We start from the raw sequence: 16,698 nt of genomic DNA, 5'->3' as shown, positions 1-16,698 counted from the left end.
CTCATGTGTCAAGGATGTCCCCGAACAGTGTCAGGGATGTCCCCGGCTATACAGCAGCCCAGCCTACGTTGTCGCATGTAGCTGTGCTCGGCTAGGTACAAACTACCGATTATGGACGGCTATCCACTTCTTTGCGTTGGCTTGGCATAAAGTCTTTTCTATCAAGTCCCATTGCTACAGCTAAAGCGCCAGCAACATAGATAGAAGAATATGTACCGATCAGAATACCAATGATCAATGCCAAAGAAAATCCATGTATTGCTTCGCCTCCATAGATAAACAATGCAAGTACGACAAAAAGCGTCAATGTTGAGGTCATAATCGTTCGTGATAAAGTTTGGTTAATCGAAACATTCATAATTTCAATTGAATTGGCACGACGTATCTTAACAAAATTTTCACGCACCCTATCAAAAACTACGATGGTATCATTTAGAGAATAACCAATTACTGCCAATAATCCTGCCAGTGCTTTCAAATCAAATTCAATGCCGAAAAAAGCAAAAATACCTAATATCAAGACAGGGTCATGAACTAATGCCACCGCAGAACTTACTGCGAGTCGGTACTCAAAACGCATGGCAATATAAATCATCGTTGCTAACAAAGAAACAATAACGGCCAAAGCACCCTTAGTTGCTAACTCTTGTCCAACTTGTGGTCCAACAAAATCAACTCTTTGTTTTGTAGCACCTGGAAGAGCTTCCATGACTTGGTCTACCAAACGTGCTTGCTCTTTATCTTCTCGAGGAGCAATACTGATTAATACATCTTTAGAAGTTCCATAGCTCACAACTTGCGCTTCTTTGAATCCTGCCTTACTCAGACTTTCTCTGATTAAGGGTAAATCTGCAGCAGTAGAATAAGAAACTTCAATTTGAGTTCCACCAGTAAAATCAAGCCCCCACTTTAAGCCATGAATTGCTAAAGCACCTATAGAAACCACAAAGATCAATATGGAGAATATTGCCGTCCAACGACGAGCACCCATAAAGTCCACATTTGAATTTGGATTAAAAAATTCCATCTGAGCCTCGCCTTAAATACCAATAGATAATTTTTTAACAGCCCTACCACCATAATACCAATTTACAATTGCTCGGGTATATGTGATCCCTGTGAGCATGGAGGTGAGCAACCCTAAAGAAAGGGTTATCGCAAATCCACGTACAGGTCCTGTACCCACAGCAAATAAAATGATGGCGACGATTAATGTAGTGATGTTCGCATCAAGAATGGTAGAAAATGCACGCTCATACCCTGCGTAAATCGCGGCTTGTGGTGATAATCCATGGCGCAACTCCTCTCGAATGCGTTCATAAATCAGCACGTTAGCATCTACAGCCATACCTACCGTCAATACAATTCCCGCGATACCCGGTAGCGTGAGCGTTGCATCGATAACCGACAATAAAGCACAGAGCAATATCAAGTTAAGCAACAGCGCAATATTAGCAATGAGACCAAAAAGTCGATAATAGACCAACATCAAAATCAGAATTAAGCCCATACCGACTTGTAAAGAAACAATACCTCTACGAATATTTTCTTTACCTAAGGAAGGACCTACTGTGCGCTCTTCGACTGGATAGATGGCCGCAGGTAACGCTCCAGCTCTGAGTAATAAAGCCAAATTACTTGCTTCTTTGCTGTCAGCAAGACCTGTAATCTGGAAATTATTACCTAAGGCATTTTGGATTACTGGAGCACTAATAACACGCTCCTCTCTATGAGTAATCCTTTTTTCCTCTCCATTGACAATTTGTATGTTATTTTTGGTTTCAACATAAACAATAGCCATACGTTTGCCAATATTCTCGCGAGTCACTTTAGTAAATAGACTTTCACCGCCCCCACCAAGTTGTATTTGTACTGCTGGAGTTGCTGTTTGCTGATCATAACTGGAAACTGCAGAGGTAATTGAATCACCACTCAATACTACTTGTCTTTTTAACAAAATAGGATGCCCATCCATCATGAGCAATTTATCATTAACGGGAATAGCTCCTGTTTGTTTTGCAATTTGTGGATCATTATCCTGATCGACTAAATAAAATTGCAGGGTTGCAGTACCACCAAGAATTTGCTTCGCACGTGCCGCATCTTGAATTCCTGGTAAGTCAACAGCAACACGGGTTGCTCCTTGTTGTTGTACAACCGCTTCACCAACACCTAATTCATTAACCCTATTGCGTAAAATACTCATTGTTTGCTCAATGGTGTTTTGACGCATACTATTCAATTCGACGGGAGAAATCGAGGCTAGAATTCCATTATCTGTTTTACTTTTTACGAAAACGAGTTCAGGAATTTTTTCCTTTAAGCCAAGATAGGCATTATTCATCGATTCACTATCACGGAAATTTAAATTAACTCCCTTATCTACTACATAACGAATACCTGTATAACGAATACCAAGCTCACGGAGTTCTTGGCTAATGTTTTTCATGATTCCTTCGTAACGACGGCTAATCACACTGTCAACATCAACTTCTAACAGGAAGTGTACCCCGCCTCGTAAATCCAGACCTTGCTTCATTGGAGCGGCACGAATGGAATCCAACCAATTTGGTGTAGACGGCGCCAGATTTAGAGCTACAGTATATTGGGTTCCCAGAGCATTTTTAATCGCATCACGCGCTAATAACTGGGAATCAGTAGATGAAAAAACAACTTCCACATCTTCATTTTGCACGATGACTGCTTTATGAGGTATGTTATCTTTTGTTAAGATAGCTTCTATCTGATTTTTTAATTCATCATAATCTACAGGTGTTTCAGACGAAATTTGTACTACAGGGTTTTCTGTGTACAAATTGGGTATGGCGTAAACAAACCCAATAACTGCAATAACAATCAGCATTAGGTTTTTCCATAGAGGATATTTATTTTGCATTTCCGTGTGTCCCTATGACTTTTTTTAAAGCGATTTTAAAGTGCCTTTGGGCAATACAGTACTTACTGCGCCTCTTTGTATATTAATCTCTACACCTTCTGCAAGGCTGATCTTAATGTATTGGTCATCCAGACTAACTACTTTAGCTAAAATACCACCTGAGGTAACGATCTCATCACCTTTCTTTAAACGGCCTATTAATTCACGATGCTCTTTTGCTCTTTTGTTTTGAGGTCTGATAAGCATAAAATAGAACAACACAAAAATAGCAGCGATCATAACGAGCGAAAAAGTTCCATCTGCTTGAGGCGCTGCTGTAGTCCCCGCTGCAGCCAGAGCATCGCTAATAAAAAAACTCATACTGTCTCCTTTAATCTACTATTGATAACCGCGTGACATCATATAGGGAATTGTTCTTAAGGTAAATGAATCAATAAGGAATTTAAAACAGTTTTTCATAATATCAGTTCATTTTTTGAACTATAATTTGCAAGAGCAGTTTAAAAGGGAATCTAAATGAATCAAGTAAAGGTTTTTATTCTTTTACTTATAATGATCTACTTCATATCAGGATATTCAGCGATAGAAAAAAATTCCTCTGCCATACAGCCGTTCGGTGAATAGGGCACAGACAATTACAATGAATCGATCCCATTGGCCAAATGATATACTCTAGGAAACCCCGATTTTCTTAATAACGTTACAGCCCGCTGACTTCTTTGACCTGACTGACAATAGATAAGGATGGGTTCTAAGGGATTAAGCTCATTGAGGCGCATGGGTAGCTCAGCTAATGGTATGAACGCTCCACCTAAGTTTTTATCGTGATGTTCGTCAGCCGTTCTTACATCCAATAAAAGCACCTGAGGATTTTCTTGCAAAAAATTGGGTAAATTTTCCGTCGAAATCGCAATAGATTGCATATTCTCCGAAGACGAACACAATCCAAAAGCATCTTCTTCTAGAGCATGGCCATAAACACAAAACGGACACTGCTGATTTTTAGTCAGCCGAATATTTTTTATTTCCATGGAGAGCAAATCGATACACAGTAATCGATTCAATAATGAAGTACCACTACCAGTAATCCATTTAATCATTTCAGTTGCTTGCACGATCCCTAACAATCCTGGCAACGTACCGATAACACCCCCATTTTGGCAATTGGCGTTAGTATCAGGAATAATCGGAAACAAACAATGTAAACATGGATTTTGCTGTCCATAAAATAAAGAACAATGTCCTTGGAACTGGTATGCGCTCGCATAAACATAGGGTTTTCCTAAACGATAACAAACATCGTGAGCCAAATAACGTGTATAAAAATTATCGGAACAATCTGCTACAAGATCATATTGAACAATAAGCTCTTCTACATTATCTGCAGTTAATCGAAATGCATAATCTTCGATGTGGATATTAGAGTTGAGCGTGTTCAGCTTCATCTTTGCCACAGCAGCCTTTGCTTTGCTAATATCTATTTCTTGGTAAAGAATTTGCCGATGCAGATTGCCTTCTTCAATGAAATCATTATCAATAATCCCTATTGTTCCCACTCCTGCTCCAGCAAGATAAGGAAGTAATGTCGCACCAATACCGCCCGCACCGATGCACAATACCTTTGCCTGTTGCAGTTTTTTTTGCCCCTGAATACCAATTTCTGCTAATTTAATTTGCTGGGAATAACGTTCAAACTCAGATAAAACAGCCATATTAAGTTCCTTAACCTAGATTTTGCCTCACAGTGCTATCAGTCAATAAAACTCAACAGTTGCGCCGTCGCTTTTTGTGGATCATTCGCTTGCGTAATCGCAGAAATTAGAGCAATGCCTTGAACACCTGTAGCAACTACATCAGGCATTCGCTCCAGATTGATCCCCCCTATTGCCACCAAGGGATAATTTAAAGTACGTTGCCAACGTTGCAAATGCTCAATGCCCTGGGCTAAAAAAGGCATCTCTTTGCTGGTCGTTGGATAGATCGGTCCGATCGCAATGTATGAGGGGCAAATCGCATGTGCCCGTGCAACCTCAAAATAACAATGCGTACTTACTCCCAGCAATAAGCCCTGATTTCTAATCGCCTCAAGATCCGCAGCATCCAAATCCGATTGTCCTAAATGAACCGCTTCTGCATTCAATTTTAAAGCCATTTCCCAATAATCATTAATAAACAATGTAGCACCATACTTTTTAGCCAACGCGATGCTGCGTCTCATCTCTTCTTCAAGAGTCTCAGTTCTTTCTTTAATGCGCAATTGAATGGTTTTTACCCCTAGCTTTAACAGCATTTCGACCCATGAGTAACTATCAACTACTGGATAAAGGCCTAATCGATGGCATGGTTTAAATGGCTTGGGTTTTGCATACAAAGGCTTGGACGAAAGATAGGGCAAATCCATTTCATGCTCTGAAAAATTACCATAATATAAATTGGATTGTGCCAGACGTACTGCTTGGTGTGTGTACATTTTTGCGATAATGAGCGCGTCCTCCAGAGAATGCCCAAGAGCCAATGCCCCAGTAATCGCTGCGGATAGAACTGAACGCAGCTCTGGGGATTTTGCATCAGCGAAGCGATTTTGCGTCAGCCAAAATGAAGTAACACCATTTGTCCAATAATCATGCTCCCATGAGTTATCCTGTAGATCTTGCCCCAAAAGAAATATACTGTTTGCACCCCAAGTTATTAATTCATGAGCCGCCTCCTGCATGGCTTGATGCGTCCTAATCCTTCGCTTTAAAATAAATTCGGCTTCATGTGTATTCAGTATCAAAACATCTGCAAAAGTAAATCCCGTGGTTAAATGCTTGGCATTTTTATTCATATCTGGAGATACAGGTAAAGTAAAATCTAGAACAACCGCTCCAGAATACTGTTGTAGCATTTTTAGGTTTTCAGGAGAAAAGCTCTCGCTAATTTTAATTGCATTAGGCTGAATAGTTTCATTAAAACATGGTAGTTGAATCTCAAGACCCAATCCACGAAAAGTGTGTAGCTCACCCTCATGTTTCGTATTAGTCCACACAGTACTCATTATATCACCTCCTGATGCCAAAAAGGGGTATCGATCAAAGGGGTACATGATTGTGCCGCAAGCCGCTCTGGCATAAGCCCTGCCTCGAAAGCACCTCGTCCAGCAATAACTGCATGCGAAAAAGCTGCAGCCATTGCTACAGGATGAATCGCTGAAGCAACCGCGCTATTCAGTAAAACTGCATCAAAACCTAACTCCAAAATACGTGTTGCATGAGATGGCTTGCCAATCCCTGCGTCGACTATCAAGGTTACATCTGCCAGTCGATGGCGTAATGTTTCCAAAGCAAAAGGATTGAGTAATCCTTTTCCTGAACCAATAGGCGCTGCCCAGGGCATCAAGATCCTACAACCACAATCAATTAAACGTTGGCATAAAACCAAGTCATCGGTACAGTAAGGAAAGACTTCAAATCCCCGTTTTACTAATTCAGTAGCCGCACGCAGCAATTCAAAAGGATCCGGCTGTAAACTGAAATCATCGCCAATCACTTCTAATTTAATCCATGATGTTTGAAACAGTTCACGCGCCATTTCAGCAGTAGTAATCGCAGTTTGCGCATCGCGACAACCAGCAGTATTGGGAAGTACATGACAATCCAAAGATTGGATGGTTTGCCAAAATAAATCACTACCCACCCCATTTGCCATTTGGCGTTTCAAAGAAACGGTAATTACGTTCGTTTTAGAGGAGCGAATCGCATCGGTCATTACCTCAAGGGATGGATAACCTGCTGTTCCCAAAAGCAAACGGCTCGTTAAAGGCTTATCTGCTAAATGCCACATCCCCTAACCTCCTTGCATCGGCACGATGAGATCAATACGATCACCCTCACGCAAGACTGTATCAGCAAACATGGATTTGGGGATAAATTGATTATTAATTGCAATTGCAACATGTGCAGCAACGCCCGTTTTCTGCGCAAGCATTTCCTGTAACGTACAGGATGCATCTAAATTTAGTGGTTTATCATTTATATAAATAATCACGAATAAGCCTCCCAAAGCTCAGGGTAACAGATATCTTTTTGATTACTTTTTAATCCACGTATAATTTCCTCTACCAAAGCCGGAGCAATTAAAAATCCATGACGATAAAGTCCATTAACAGCAATCAATTGTTTTGCATATTTTATCCGAGGTTGATGATGCACCAATGTTGGACGACTATGCGTCACCGTTTTAATTATCCGTGCTTCGGCAAAACCTCGATGTACATAGTAAACCGCCGTTAATAATTCAAGCGTGGTACGTACTGAAATTGGACTGGGGTCTTCTGTCTCTAATTCACTGGCGCCAACAAGATAATAGGAGTTAGGACGAGGAACAATATAAATATTATATCGTGGATGCAAGAACCGTATTGGTCTTTGTAAGCGAACTTCAGGTGCATGTAGCCAAATAAGCTCTCCTCGCAGTCCACGTAAATTAGCAAAAGTGCTTTTTGCACCAATACCTCGGCAGTCAAAAACAAAATCAAATACATAAGACTCTTTTGCTGTTGCTACTTGGCCTGAATGTAGGTGAGCAACAAAAGTTTGCTCTCGCCAAATAACTCCTTGCTGGCACAGATGTTTTTTTAGTGCCAACAACAAAGCCTGATTATCAAGTTGAGCCTCTTTGGGGAAATAATATCCCACTTTGAATTGATTCAGCTCTGGTTCAAGCTGACTCAATGTATCTTGAGTCAGCAACTGATAACATGAATCACTTAATTTATTGACAATTCGAGTACTGAACTGCTGCCATTCTGCTTTATCTTGAGGGTGGTGAACTACAAGCGAACCTTCTTGGCGAAAATAAATAGGATCAGTTAATTGATTCAAAATAAGCTTCCATAATGTATCAACTGACTCCATTCCTAAACTAAAAATTACTTGCTCCGCTTTATCAAGCTCAGACAAAGGTGCCAATAAACCTGCTGCAGCAAAACTACAGTTATTGAATGAGGTTTCCGCCTCAAAGAGGGTCACCTGCCATCCCTCTTTTTGTAAACGCAAGGCCAGCAAACATCCCATAACTCCAGCACCAACCACAGCAGCATTTTTCATTTATAATCACTCAAACTTAACCTATCTCAGTTGGGCCAATCCTGGTTGCAAGCAACCAGGCTACAAATCCAGGCAATGATTTAATTTTTATTCACTCACACAACACGCGATAGGCTCCAGATCAGAATAAGGCATTTTGGGTAACATCTCATTTGTATAACAAGAGTTCACTGAGAAAGCGTCATCAATTACCCCCAAATGCTTGCCAAAACTACCGACCTTATTCCAATCGCGTTCTACATTTAAAAGATTACGTGAGAAAAAGGGCAGGCTTCGAATGAAAATGGTCTGATACATTGGAGTTCGTAATTGAGGTTTTGCTCTGCATAAAAGCTCATAAGCTTCATCTGGATTTTCAGTAGTAAATGCAGCGCCACGTTGCGTGGCCTTGAGAAATCCTTTAATAGTTTCAGGATTTTTTAACATTCTTTCTGGCACAATAAACTGAATGGAGCAAAAACAGCAGCACCCAAGACCCGCAAGCTGGTCTATGCGTAAAAATACCGTTTCACCACGTAAGTGTTCCAATTCAACTTTTTGAAAATTAATAAAACCAATACCCGTGTCAATAAGGTCACGACAAATTGCGTCCGTAACATTCATACCAATACGCACAGTTTCATAACTTGTGGGATCAATACCCGCCAACTGTGCCAAATTATCAATAATGATTTTGCCAAATTCACCAATGTACCCTACTCGTTTACCAACGATGTCTTGAAATGAGGTAATACCACTGGATTTAAGTGCGATAAGCCCTGTAGGAGGTTCATCCAATAAGGTCCCAATTGATGTGACAGGATAACCTTTTGCACGAGCCGCTAAGGTATGAATCATAGCCTTAACCCCAAAATCAACATGTCCCATACCTACAATTTCAGTCACATCACTGGGATCACTAGGCTCCAAAATTGCCAATTTTATGCCTTCTTGTTGATAATAACCTAATGCATGGGCAACAAAAATTGGGGTATGGTAAGGATTTGCATACCAATTGAGTAATAAAGTTGTTCGTGTAGATAACGCACTCATGCCATAGCTCCTTGGATTAATAGATAAAATAAAGGATGGCTACAGATATCGCGTAAAGACTTAATTGAAGAAATTAACCTGCATTAGAACTGTTGATAATAACTCTAAACAAGAGCCAATATACCATGGCAAGGCCATTCTAAAAGTTCAAATTGCTCTAAAATAAAATTCAGATTTAAGGCGTTCTTACGCTGGTATGAACCAGATCAAGTTCAACGGGTATTTCTCAGACGTTTATCACGACACCCCGCGCCATCAATTGTTGGTAATGCTAGCTGTTATGAAAAAAACTGTCAAACATTATCATAAATAACAACCCTCATCCGCCCTGAAAAACACCTTCTCCCCCATGGGGAGATGGGATTTTTGGCTAAACACCTAAAGTTAAAATAATTCCCTCTCCTGCTATCGGGAAAGGGGGTAGGGTGAGGGTAAAATACAATCAAACAGGTTGTTTACCATTCTGCACATAAAACACATTATGCTGAATCAAAAATCGCTGACATAATAAAGGCGTATGTTGTAATAAATGATGAAGATAGGCACGAGTAAATTGCTGCGAACAGGTGGGACAAACGCAATCAGAATCAATCAGTTCAAATTGCATCTCTGTTTTTGCATCCATTAAATCCACATCCCCTGCGCGACTATAGACTTTTCCTTGTAATGCTGCTTGCGCTGGTTCGTTAGTCTCAATAAACTCTATACCTTTGTCATACAGGCGCCAAATTAACTCGGAATCAAAGCAGCCCATGACGTAGCGCGGTACATGAGACCAGCGATTTAATTGCTCCCAATCCAACTCATGTACAACATTAAAATACACTCCATGCGATTTAGCCACCACATGCTTTTTAAGATCATTAACATGTATAAATGGAACAATTACATCATTCCAATTATCCCAAATTTGTGGAAAATCTTGCATTATGTTTTGCGGCAAAACAACTGCATCGGGCTTTAAATGCTGAATAAGATGAAAAAGTTCCTCTGATGTAAATTTTATTCTCGAACCATCATAGGGTGATTTAAGCGTATAAATTCCTTCTTTATTCGCCACCAATGATGCTGCATTGAGCACGATTACCTCAGGCCAAACAAGATAATGTGATAAATCAGTTATTTTTTTGAGTACATCCTGACCAGGTTTATACAACAAACTCTCTAAAGAGTAAGATGCTGCTGTTACTTTTGCCTCTTGCCAATTTGCTGTTGTAAGACACAAACCTGCTTCCGAAGTGAGGACGGGTAAAAAATTCTGTACGGCGGTCAACATTCCTGAACTCCTGATTTATAGCAATAAACTGGTGTCACCATAACTAAAGAACCTATACCTCTTTTCGATTGCTTCTTGATAAAGCATCATTGCTCGTTCATGACCAATAAAAGCGGAAACCAGCATTAACAAAGTAGATTCAGGTAAGTGAAAATTAGTCATTAATCCATCGCAAATCTTAAACTGATATCCTGGGTAAATAAAGATATCCGTATCTCTGCTGCATGCGGTAAGCACGCCATCTTGTGCTGCACTCTCGAGACTACGCAAAGCAGTTGTCCCTATGGCGATTACCCTATTTCCTGCAGCCTTTGTGGCATGTACCGCAGCGCATAATTCGGGACTAATTGTAAATCGCTCACTATGCATTTTATGATCTTTTATGTTATCACTGCGCACAGGCCTGAATGTCCCTGCCCCAACATGCAAAGTAAGATAGGCTACTGTAACCCCCCGTGACTGGATGCTCGATAAAACTGACTCATCAAAATGCAAGCCCGCTGTGGGTGCTGCCACAGATCCTTCATATTTTGCATACACGGTTTGATAACGATCCAGATCCAGAGTTTCATCATTTCGGGTAATGTATGGAGGTAAAGGAATATGCCCTATTCCATTCAATAATTTCAAGACCTCCATATCCGCTTTACAAATGAATAAATCATCTTGCCTATCAAGAATTTCGATTTCTTTATTTTGATCCAACTTAATTATTGAGCCAGATTTCAGCGCTTTACTGGCTTTAATATGAGCTAGAAAAGTCAATTCCCCCGTAATCCGTTCAACTAATAGCTCAACTTTTCCTCCAGTGGTTTTATGGCCATAAAGTCTGGCCGGGATCACTTTGGAATCATTCATTACCAGTAAATCGCCAGGATTTAAAAAATCAGCAATTTCGCGAAACTGATAGTGACCATATTCACCTTTTTGGCGATTATAAGTTAAAAGGCGTGAATCGCTACGATTAGCTAAAGGATACTGCGCAATTAATTCTGGAGGTAAATCGAAGTAAAAGTCCTGTTTATTCATGAAGCAACCTGAAAAATAAATTGTCGGCATTATACACGGAATACGCCGATTCATCATCCCTGTGGCATCAGGTTTGTTTAATCTTTTTTTCGCAAAGTCGAATCGGCTTCGGGTGTGGGCGATGTATCTTTTATCAATCGTTTGGCGCTGTAGAGCCATTGAAGCCTTTGCTGTGACCCCATAGTCTTCTCTGGTGCGACTTGTTCGATTAATTTATTAAGCTCGCCTTTATTTTTAGGAGAGATTGATGAGCGCTCGACAATACCGCGTGCGTTTTCTATATCGTCCTTTTTAGGTGCTTTTAATACTAAAGATTCAAATTTTTCTATCATTTGTGCATAACTTGCAGGAGGTTCAGATTTTGCACTAGATGTCTGTTGCACACTAGGCCGCCTACTTAATAAGAATGTTCTTCGATCCTCAGCTTCTCTCAATGTTTCCCCCATTTCCATTCTGGCACGTTGCATCTCTAACTTTTGGGTTCTTAATACTTCTCTTAAGCTGAGATGGTGTTCTTTGCGGTGCATATGTTTCTGCAAGTTTTCTTGTATTTTTTCAAGACAATTAACACGTGGCGTTTGAATACTTTCTTTCGCTTGCTCAAAGTCACGCTTCGCTTGCAACCACTCCTCTTCACTCAAATTATCAGGATCTGCATCTTTAGGAATTAAAGCATAGGAACCATCATCTTTTTGTACAAGGCGTTTTGCCTCTTCAGGTTTGATAATAAAACGGGCTTGAGAAAAATCAAACACTTGTTCTAATTGATCGTTAAGAAGTATTTTCTTGTTTCTCATTACTTTTAATGCAGAAGACAATCCTTGTTCACGTAATTTTAAACCCTCAATTTGTGCATCCAATTCTCCAGGAGTCGATTGTTGTAGCTGAAGCTCTTGTATTTGAGATCGCGTTTGTTCCAAAGTCAGGCGAAATAACTCTTCAAAGTTTGTTGCTGTTTGACTTAGATGAACTTTATGAAAATTAAGTTCATGCTCAATTGTTCTGATGTGGCTGTTAAGACGATTTCTTACAATATTCTGAGTGTTAGTACTATCAGGAGTGGTGTTTTTAAATAGCGCCTCTTGTTCTTTATAGCGTTCTAGATTTTGCGTCAAAACAGTGATTCTTCGTTCAGAAAAAGCAGTAGGACTTTCTTGGGGATGGTTTAAAAGAGGTATCCGTAAATACGTATCCAGTATATCGATATGTGCATGAAGCGACTCATGATAGGCCTCTATCCATTGCTCTTCTGCTTCAATAGCCTCCAACTCGTCTTCAACCTGATCCAGTTGTTGTTCTAAATCATCCAACTCCTTATCTAATGCTTTAATGGTCTCAACGTAATAATCGATCATCTCATCTATAATTCTAATCGGATGATACTCAGAAGTTTTTGGATGACTGTGTTCAGCATGTTCCTTCAAAAAATGTTTGTCGATTTCTAGTTGGAGCAGATGGTCTACATTTTTAGCCAGTTCTTCTCGTTTTGCGATTAAACCCATAAGAATAAAAAGCACATGTTGTTGTCTGAGCATTTCTTCTGCATTTCGTTCCCTAAGCTCTTGCACTCGTGATTGTTCATGCATGATTTCTCGGGCAATCATGGTCAATACCATATTGCCACCTGTTGTTTTCAGAAAATCAAACACTTCGGAAGCATTTTTTAATCCAAAACGTGACAAAAATTGAGTCGCTAAATAGGGATTTGTTTCGGTATTATGAGGTTGATTACGTCTTTCTATATCTGCAAACCATTGCTCCATGCGATCTGCGATATTTTTTTGATCTGTTGGACTTAAATCTTGCCATACTGGAGTAGTTGTTTCTTTTGCTGAAATAACCGATCTGCTATAAGCCACTTTTGACACTCCATAAAGCATCTTGGTTAAATTATAGTCTATTTATGGATAAAAAAGCTTAGATGCGGCCGAAGAGAATGTGCTAAACATCCCTTAGTTTTGGGTTATAGAACCATGTTTAGAGGCTTAAATTAGAACTTAGATTAAAGTGCTGTTTGATTCGTTGGTTTGGGGGCTCAAATACCCCCCAAACCAACAACTAAATGAAAAACTAGTATCCGTTTAAACTAGGATATAAGCCAGAAGTAGGAAAATCAATCTGAGAGTCTAAAAGATGGGAACCTTTTCCAGTAGCTTGAGAGGTATCAGTCTGTAAGGGACTGTCAAATTGACCTGGCACTACATCTTGACTCCGACGCTGCTCTTGTTTCTTCGAGGGCTCACTAAGTTTTGAAAAGGGAGATGTACCAAATTGCACTCCAGGCTCCTCTGTCTTTACAGTCGAAGGCTTTGCACAAATTGCGTTCGCAACTGCTTTAGCGCCCATGCCAGCCAAACCACCGATAAGTAAAAATGGAGACCACAGCGCAGCGCCTATAGATTTTATCACGCCGGTAAAACTCGGTTTGTCTTCATGAACAACACGAGATTTAATCATTGCAAATACGTTCTTATCGCTGCTATAGCATTCTTTAGCACTGGAGTACAGATATCCAAGACCCAAAGCAGCATATAAGGCGAGTGCACCGATACCAAAAGTTCCAGCACTCAAAGCAAAAGCGCCGGCACCTGCAGCAGCAACCCCAGCAGAGGCCATTGATGTAGCAGCTAACCCAACCGCACCAAGAGTGAGTTTGAGTACTAACGCAAAAATGAATAGTGGAATAACAATCAAAGCACCTACGAGCAATACCCCAGCTCCTGCGCCTGTACCTGTAGAATAACTTCGATAAGTACCATAACTTCTTCTTGTGGGAACTACAGTAACATGAGAAACGGGAGGAACATAGGGTGTTGAAACCTGTACATGAGGGGTATAGGTAGAGGGATAAACATGAGCATGGGGATTATAGCCAGAGGGTTGGTGGCCATGATGAGCACCAGTATGTTGTTCATGACCATGATGTTTGTTATAAGCCACTTTAGTCTCCTTTATTTTTATTAAATTCCAAACTAGACGCGAGAAGTATAGAAAAGAAAACTTAAGGTTTTATTAAGAATAAGAAGAGTTCTTTACAAAATAATTACATTTCTTTACATAACGATCATATTATGATTATTAAAACAACAGATAGAATCCAAATTATACCGCTTGTTAAGTATGGATGCTTGTAGCTTTTAAAAGTTTTCTTTTGCGAAATAAAATTAAGAATAAGTACTGGGACTACTGACAGAAAGGTCAACATAAACACCTGTACCACTTGGACAGCCCACTTCTGAAAAGGCATAATTTGTACTAAAAAATTCAATACGGCATGCAGCATGTCACGAAGATACAAGATTGCCCATAAAACCCAAAAATCAAAAGAAAAGATTAGCCAGGAAACAACAAACAGAGGTATTATTAATTTGGCTCCTTTTATAGCAAAAAGTTTCTTAATGGTTTTGCCAAACTCCTCGGAAAAGAAAACCAAAATCGCACCAAAAAGAATAACTAAAGCAAGCGTCAATAACATTCATGTGTTCCTTTTCTCAATATCTTCTAGCGCTTCCCATCGAGCATAAAACTGTGTTAATAACTCTTCATCTTCAGCCAAACCCTGATTTATTTTTGCAATGATTTGAGCATCCTGTTGGTAAAACTTGGGATCAGCCATTTGTAATTGCAATTCAGCTATTTTTCCTTCCAATTGCTCAATTTTCTGCGGTAACTGAGCAAGCTCTCGTTGCTCATTAAAGCTTAATTTATTTGCTGCCACATTGCGTTTCACAACAGGTGCCTTTGTCACCTGCTCACGTTGTTGCTGCTTCTTATGCATTTTATATTCATCGTAACCACCAACAAACTCATTGAACTGCCCTGCTTCTTCATAAACCAAAACGCTGGTCACCACCTGATTAATAAAAGCCCTATCATGACTAATTAATATTAAAGTTCCAGGATAGTCAACTAGCATGCCCTCAAGAAGCTCTAATGTTTCAATATCTAAATCATTTGTGGGCTCATCCATCACCAAGAGATTTACTGGTTTAGCAAACAGCTTGGCTAATAATAATCTGTTTCTTTCCCCGCCAGAAAGCACTGAAACAGGCTGATTAAACCGTTCTGATGAAAATAAGAATTCGCGTAAATAGCTAGCAACATGCTTTTGTTTACCATTAATTGTCACATAATCCGCACCATCACCCACATTAAACATGACGGTTTGATCTTCGTGCAATTGCCGACGCAATTGATCAAAATAGGCGACACTCAAAGACGTCCCCAGCTTTATCTGTCCAGAATCAGGCTGTAATTCCCCAAGCAATAAACGTACTAAAGTCGTTTTGCCACAGCCATTAGGACCAATTATTCCAAATTTATCGCCGCGAGACAGTAATAAGGAAAAATCACGTAAAATTGTTTTATCCCCTAGCGTATAATTCACTTGGTTTGCTTCAATCACCATTGAGCCAGAACGCGTTACTTCGAGAGAAAATGATTTGACTTTACCCAATTGATTACGCCGTGCCTTATATTCTTCCCGCAATGCCTTTAATGCACGAACCCGACCTTCATTTCGTGTTCGTCGCGCTTTGATTCCTGTGCGAATCCAGACTTCTTCCTCAGCCAGTTTTTTATCAAATAAATCATTTTGCTTTTGTTCGCTTAGACGAATAGATTCTCTTCTATCCAGATACGTTTCATAATCACAATCATGCTGATAGAGCTTGCCTCTGTCGATTTCGACAATCCGATTGGATACTTGGCTTAAAAACTCTCTATCATGGGTAACCAATAACACAGATCCCTTGAAACTTTTCAAATAAGACTCTAACCATTCAATTGCTGCAATATCCAAATGGTTTGTCGGTTCATCTAAAAGTAACAAATCCGGAGTCGCAATTAATGCTGCCCCCAGTAATACACGACGTTTCATCCCTCCTGATAGATTATTCATCCGTTCATGAGTGGTGATACCTAAACGACTGGCCATAGTCTCGATTTGTGGCAATTTATCCCATGCATGTAAATTATCCATTTGTTGCTGGCATGAGGCCAATTTATCCATGTCACCCAATTGGGAGAGTTCATTAAAGCGTGATAAAACCTCACCCACCTCACCAAGACTTTTCACCAGGAAATGATAAACCGATTCGTCCCCAGTCATGGGAACTTCTTGAGTCAAACCTGCAACACGTAATCCAGAAAGCTGATTGATTTGGCCACTGTCTGGGATCAGCTCACCTTGCAAAAGCTTTAAAAGCGTCGACTTACCTGCTCCATTTCGTCCAACTAATGCAATACGTTCTTGTGGTTGGATCTGCCAGTCGGCATTATCTAATAATTGATTACCCGCAATGTTGAGGGACACTCCATGAAGAGAAATAATACTCATATATGAACTCTAACTATAAATTTGTAGCCTTAGTGTATTG

General features: G+C 40.0%; 15 protein-coding genes and 1 riboswitch. All 15 genes read right to left on the bottom strand.

The window, feature by feature from the left end; all coding sequences use genetic code 11:
* Window positions 1-109 precede the first annotated feature (109 nt).
* Window positions 110-1,027: a protein translocase subunit SecF gene (gene secF, locus BGO44_RS06085; RefSeq protein WP_058512181.1), complete on the bottom strand. Its 918-nt coding sequence runs from the start codon at window positions 1,025-1,027 to the stop codon at window positions 110-112.
* Window positions 1,028-1,039: 12 nt separating this feature from the next.
* A complete protein-coding gene (secD, locus tag BGO44_RS06080; protein WP_058512180.1) occupies window positions 1,040-2,896 on the bottom strand; it encodes a protein translocase subunit SecD in 1,857 nt (618 codons plus the stop codon).
* A gap of 24 nt (window positions 2,897-2,920) precedes the next feature.
* A complete protein-coding gene (gene yajC, locus BGO44_RS06075; protein WP_058512179.1) occupies window positions 2,921-3,256 on the bottom strand; it encodes a preprotein translocase subunit YajC in 336 nt (111 codons plus the stop codon).
* Window positions 3,257-3,531: 275 nt separating this feature from the next.
* On the bottom strand, window positions 3,532-4,608 hold the full coding sequence (locus BGO44_RS06070; RefSeq protein ID WP_058512178.1) for a HesA/MoeB/ThiF family protein: 1,077 nt from the start codon (window positions 4,606-4,608) through the stop codon (window positions 3,532-3,534).
* A gap of 38 nt (window positions 4,609-4,646) precedes the next feature.
* Window positions 4,647-5,933: a thiamine phosphate synthase gene (thiE, locus tag BGO44_RS06065; RefSeq protein WP_273198564.1), complete on the bottom strand. Its 1,287-nt coding sequence runs from the start codon at window positions 5,931-5,933 to the stop codon at window positions 4,647-4,649.
* On the bottom strand, window positions 5,933-6,718 hold the full coding sequence (locus BGO44_RS06060) for a thiazole synthase (protein ID WP_273198565.1): 786 nt from the start codon (window positions 6,716-6,718) through the stop codon (window positions 5,933-5,935). The genes thiE and BGO44_RS06060 overlap by 1 nt, the downstream gene beginning before the upstream one ends.
* A gap of 3 nt (window positions 6,719-6,721) precedes the next feature.
* The gene (thiS, locus tag BGO44_RS06055; RefSeq protein WP_273198566.1) at window positions 6,722-6,922 is read right to left on the bottom strand and encodes a sulfur carrier protein ThiS; all 201 of its coding nucleotides are present in this window, start codon (window positions 6,920-6,922) and stop codon (window positions 6,722-6,724) included.
* Window positions 6,919-7,983, bottom strand: coding sequence for a glycine oxidase ThiO (gene thiO, locus BGO44_RS06050; protein ID WP_058512174.1), 1,065 nt, complete (start codon window positions 7,981-7,983; stop codon window positions 6,919-6,921). The genes thiS and thiO overlap by 4 nt, the downstream gene beginning before the upstream one ends.
* An 87-nt stretch (window positions 7,984-8,070) precedes the next feature.
* A complete protein-coding gene (thi5, locus tag BGO44_RS06045) occupies window positions 8,071-9,015 on the bottom strand; it encodes a 4-amino-5-hydroxymethyl-2-methylpyrimidine phosphate synthase (RefSeq protein ID WP_273198567.1) in 945 nt (314 codons plus the stop codon).
* A 166-nt stretch (window positions 9,016-9,181) separates the two neighbouring features.
* Window positions 9,182-9,275, bottom strand: a riboswitch (TPP riboswitch).
* Between the two features lie 182 nt (window positions 9,276-9,457).
* The gene (locus BGO44_RS06040) at window positions 9,458-10,291 is read right to left on the bottom strand and encodes a tRNA-guanine transglycosylase (protein ID WP_058512172.1); all 834 of its coding nucleotides are present in this window, start codon (window positions 10,289-10,291) and stop codon (window positions 9,458-9,460) included.
* A gap of 15 nt (window positions 10,292-10,306) precedes the next feature.
* Window positions 10,307-11,320, bottom strand: coding sequence for a tRNA preQ1(34) S-adenosylmethionine ribosyltransferase-isomerase QueA (gene queA, locus BGO44_RS06035; protein WP_058512171.1), 1,014 nt, complete (start codon window positions 11,318-11,320; stop codon window positions 10,307-10,309).
* A gap of 77 nt (window positions 11,321-11,397) precedes the next feature.
* Entirely contained in the window at window positions 11,398-13,179 is a 1,782-nt protein-coding gene (locus tag BGO44_RS06030) for a hypothetical protein (protein WP_273198568.1), read from the bottom strand.
* Between the two features lie 211 nt (window positions 13,180-13,390).
* Window positions 13,391-14,260, bottom strand: coding sequence for a hypothetical protein (locus BGO44_RS06025; RefSeq protein ID WP_058512169.1), 870 nt, complete (start codon window positions 14,258-14,260; stop codon window positions 13,391-13,393).
* Window positions 14,261-14,384: 124 nt separating this feature from the next.
* Window positions 14,385-14,795 (bottom strand): hypothetical protein, encoded by a 411-nt coding sequence (locus BGO44_RS06020; RefSeq protein ID WP_273198569.1) that lies wholly within the window; start codon window positions 14,793-14,795, stop codon window positions 14,385-14,387.
* Complete coding sequence (locus BGO44_RS06015) at window positions 14,796-16,658, bottom strand: ATP-binding cassette domain-containing protein (RefSeq protein WP_058512167.1); 1,863 nt, start codon at window positions 16,656-16,658, stop codon at window positions 14,796-14,798.
* Between the last annotated feature and the right edge of the window lie 40 nt (window positions 16,659-16,698).

Source organism: Legionella sp. 39-23 (genome assembly GCF_001897665.1).
Lineage (GTDB): Bacteria > Pseudomonadota > Gammaproteobacteria > Legionellales > Legionellaceae > Legionella > Legionella steelei.
Note: the sequence above shows the minus strand (reverse complement) of the source record. Positions and strands in the feature narration are given on the sequence as shown.

Bases quoted from the DNA above. Each gene is read 5' to 3' on its own strand.
- secD (WP_058512180.1), bottom strand. From the start codon at position 2,896: ATGCAAAATAAATATCCTCTATGGAAAAACCTAATGCTGATTGTTATT.
- thiE (WP_273198564.1), bottom strand. From the start codon at position 5,933: ATGAGTACTGTGTGGACTAATACGAAACATGAGGGTGAGCTACACACT.
- thi5 (WP_273198567.1), bottom strand. From the start codon at position 9,015: ATGAGTGCGTTATCTACACGAACAACTTTATTACTCAATTGGTATGCA.
- BGO44_RS06015 (WP_058512167.1), bottom strand. From the start codon at position 16,658: ATGAGTATTATTTCTCTTCATGGAGTGTCCCTCAACATTGCGGGTAAT.
- BGO44_RS06020 (WP_273198569.1), bottom strand. From the start codon at position 14,795: ATGTTATTGACGCTTGCTTTAGTTATTCTTTTTGGTGCGATTTTGGTT.
- BGO44_RS06070 (WP_058512178.1), bottom strand. From the start codon at position 4,608: ATGGCTGTTTTATCTGAGTTTGAACGTTATTCCCAGCAAATTAAATTA.
- thiO (WP_058512174.1), bottom strand. From the start codon at position 7,983: ATGAAAAATGCTGCTGTGGTTGGTGCTGGAGTTATGGGATGTTTGCTG.
- queA (WP_058512171.1), bottom strand. From the start codon at position 11,320: ATGAATAAACAGGACTTTTACTTCGATTTACCTCCAGAATTAATTGCG.
- secF (WP_058512181.1), bottom strand. From the start codon at position 1,027: ATGGAATTTTTTAATCCAAATTCAAATGTGGACTTTATGGGTGCTCGT.
- BGO44_RS06040 (WP_058512172.1), bottom strand. From the start codon at position 10,291: ATGTTGACCGCCGTACAGAATTTTTTACCCGTCCTCACTTCGGAAGCA.
- yajC (WP_058512179.1), bottom strand. From the start codon at position 3,256: ATGAGTTTTTTTATTAGCGATGCTCTGGCTGCAGCGGGGACTACAGCA.
- BGO44_RS06060 (WP_273198565.1), bottom strand. From the start codon at position 6,718: ATGTGGCATTTAGCAGATAAGCCTTTAACGAGCCGTTTGCTTTTGGGA.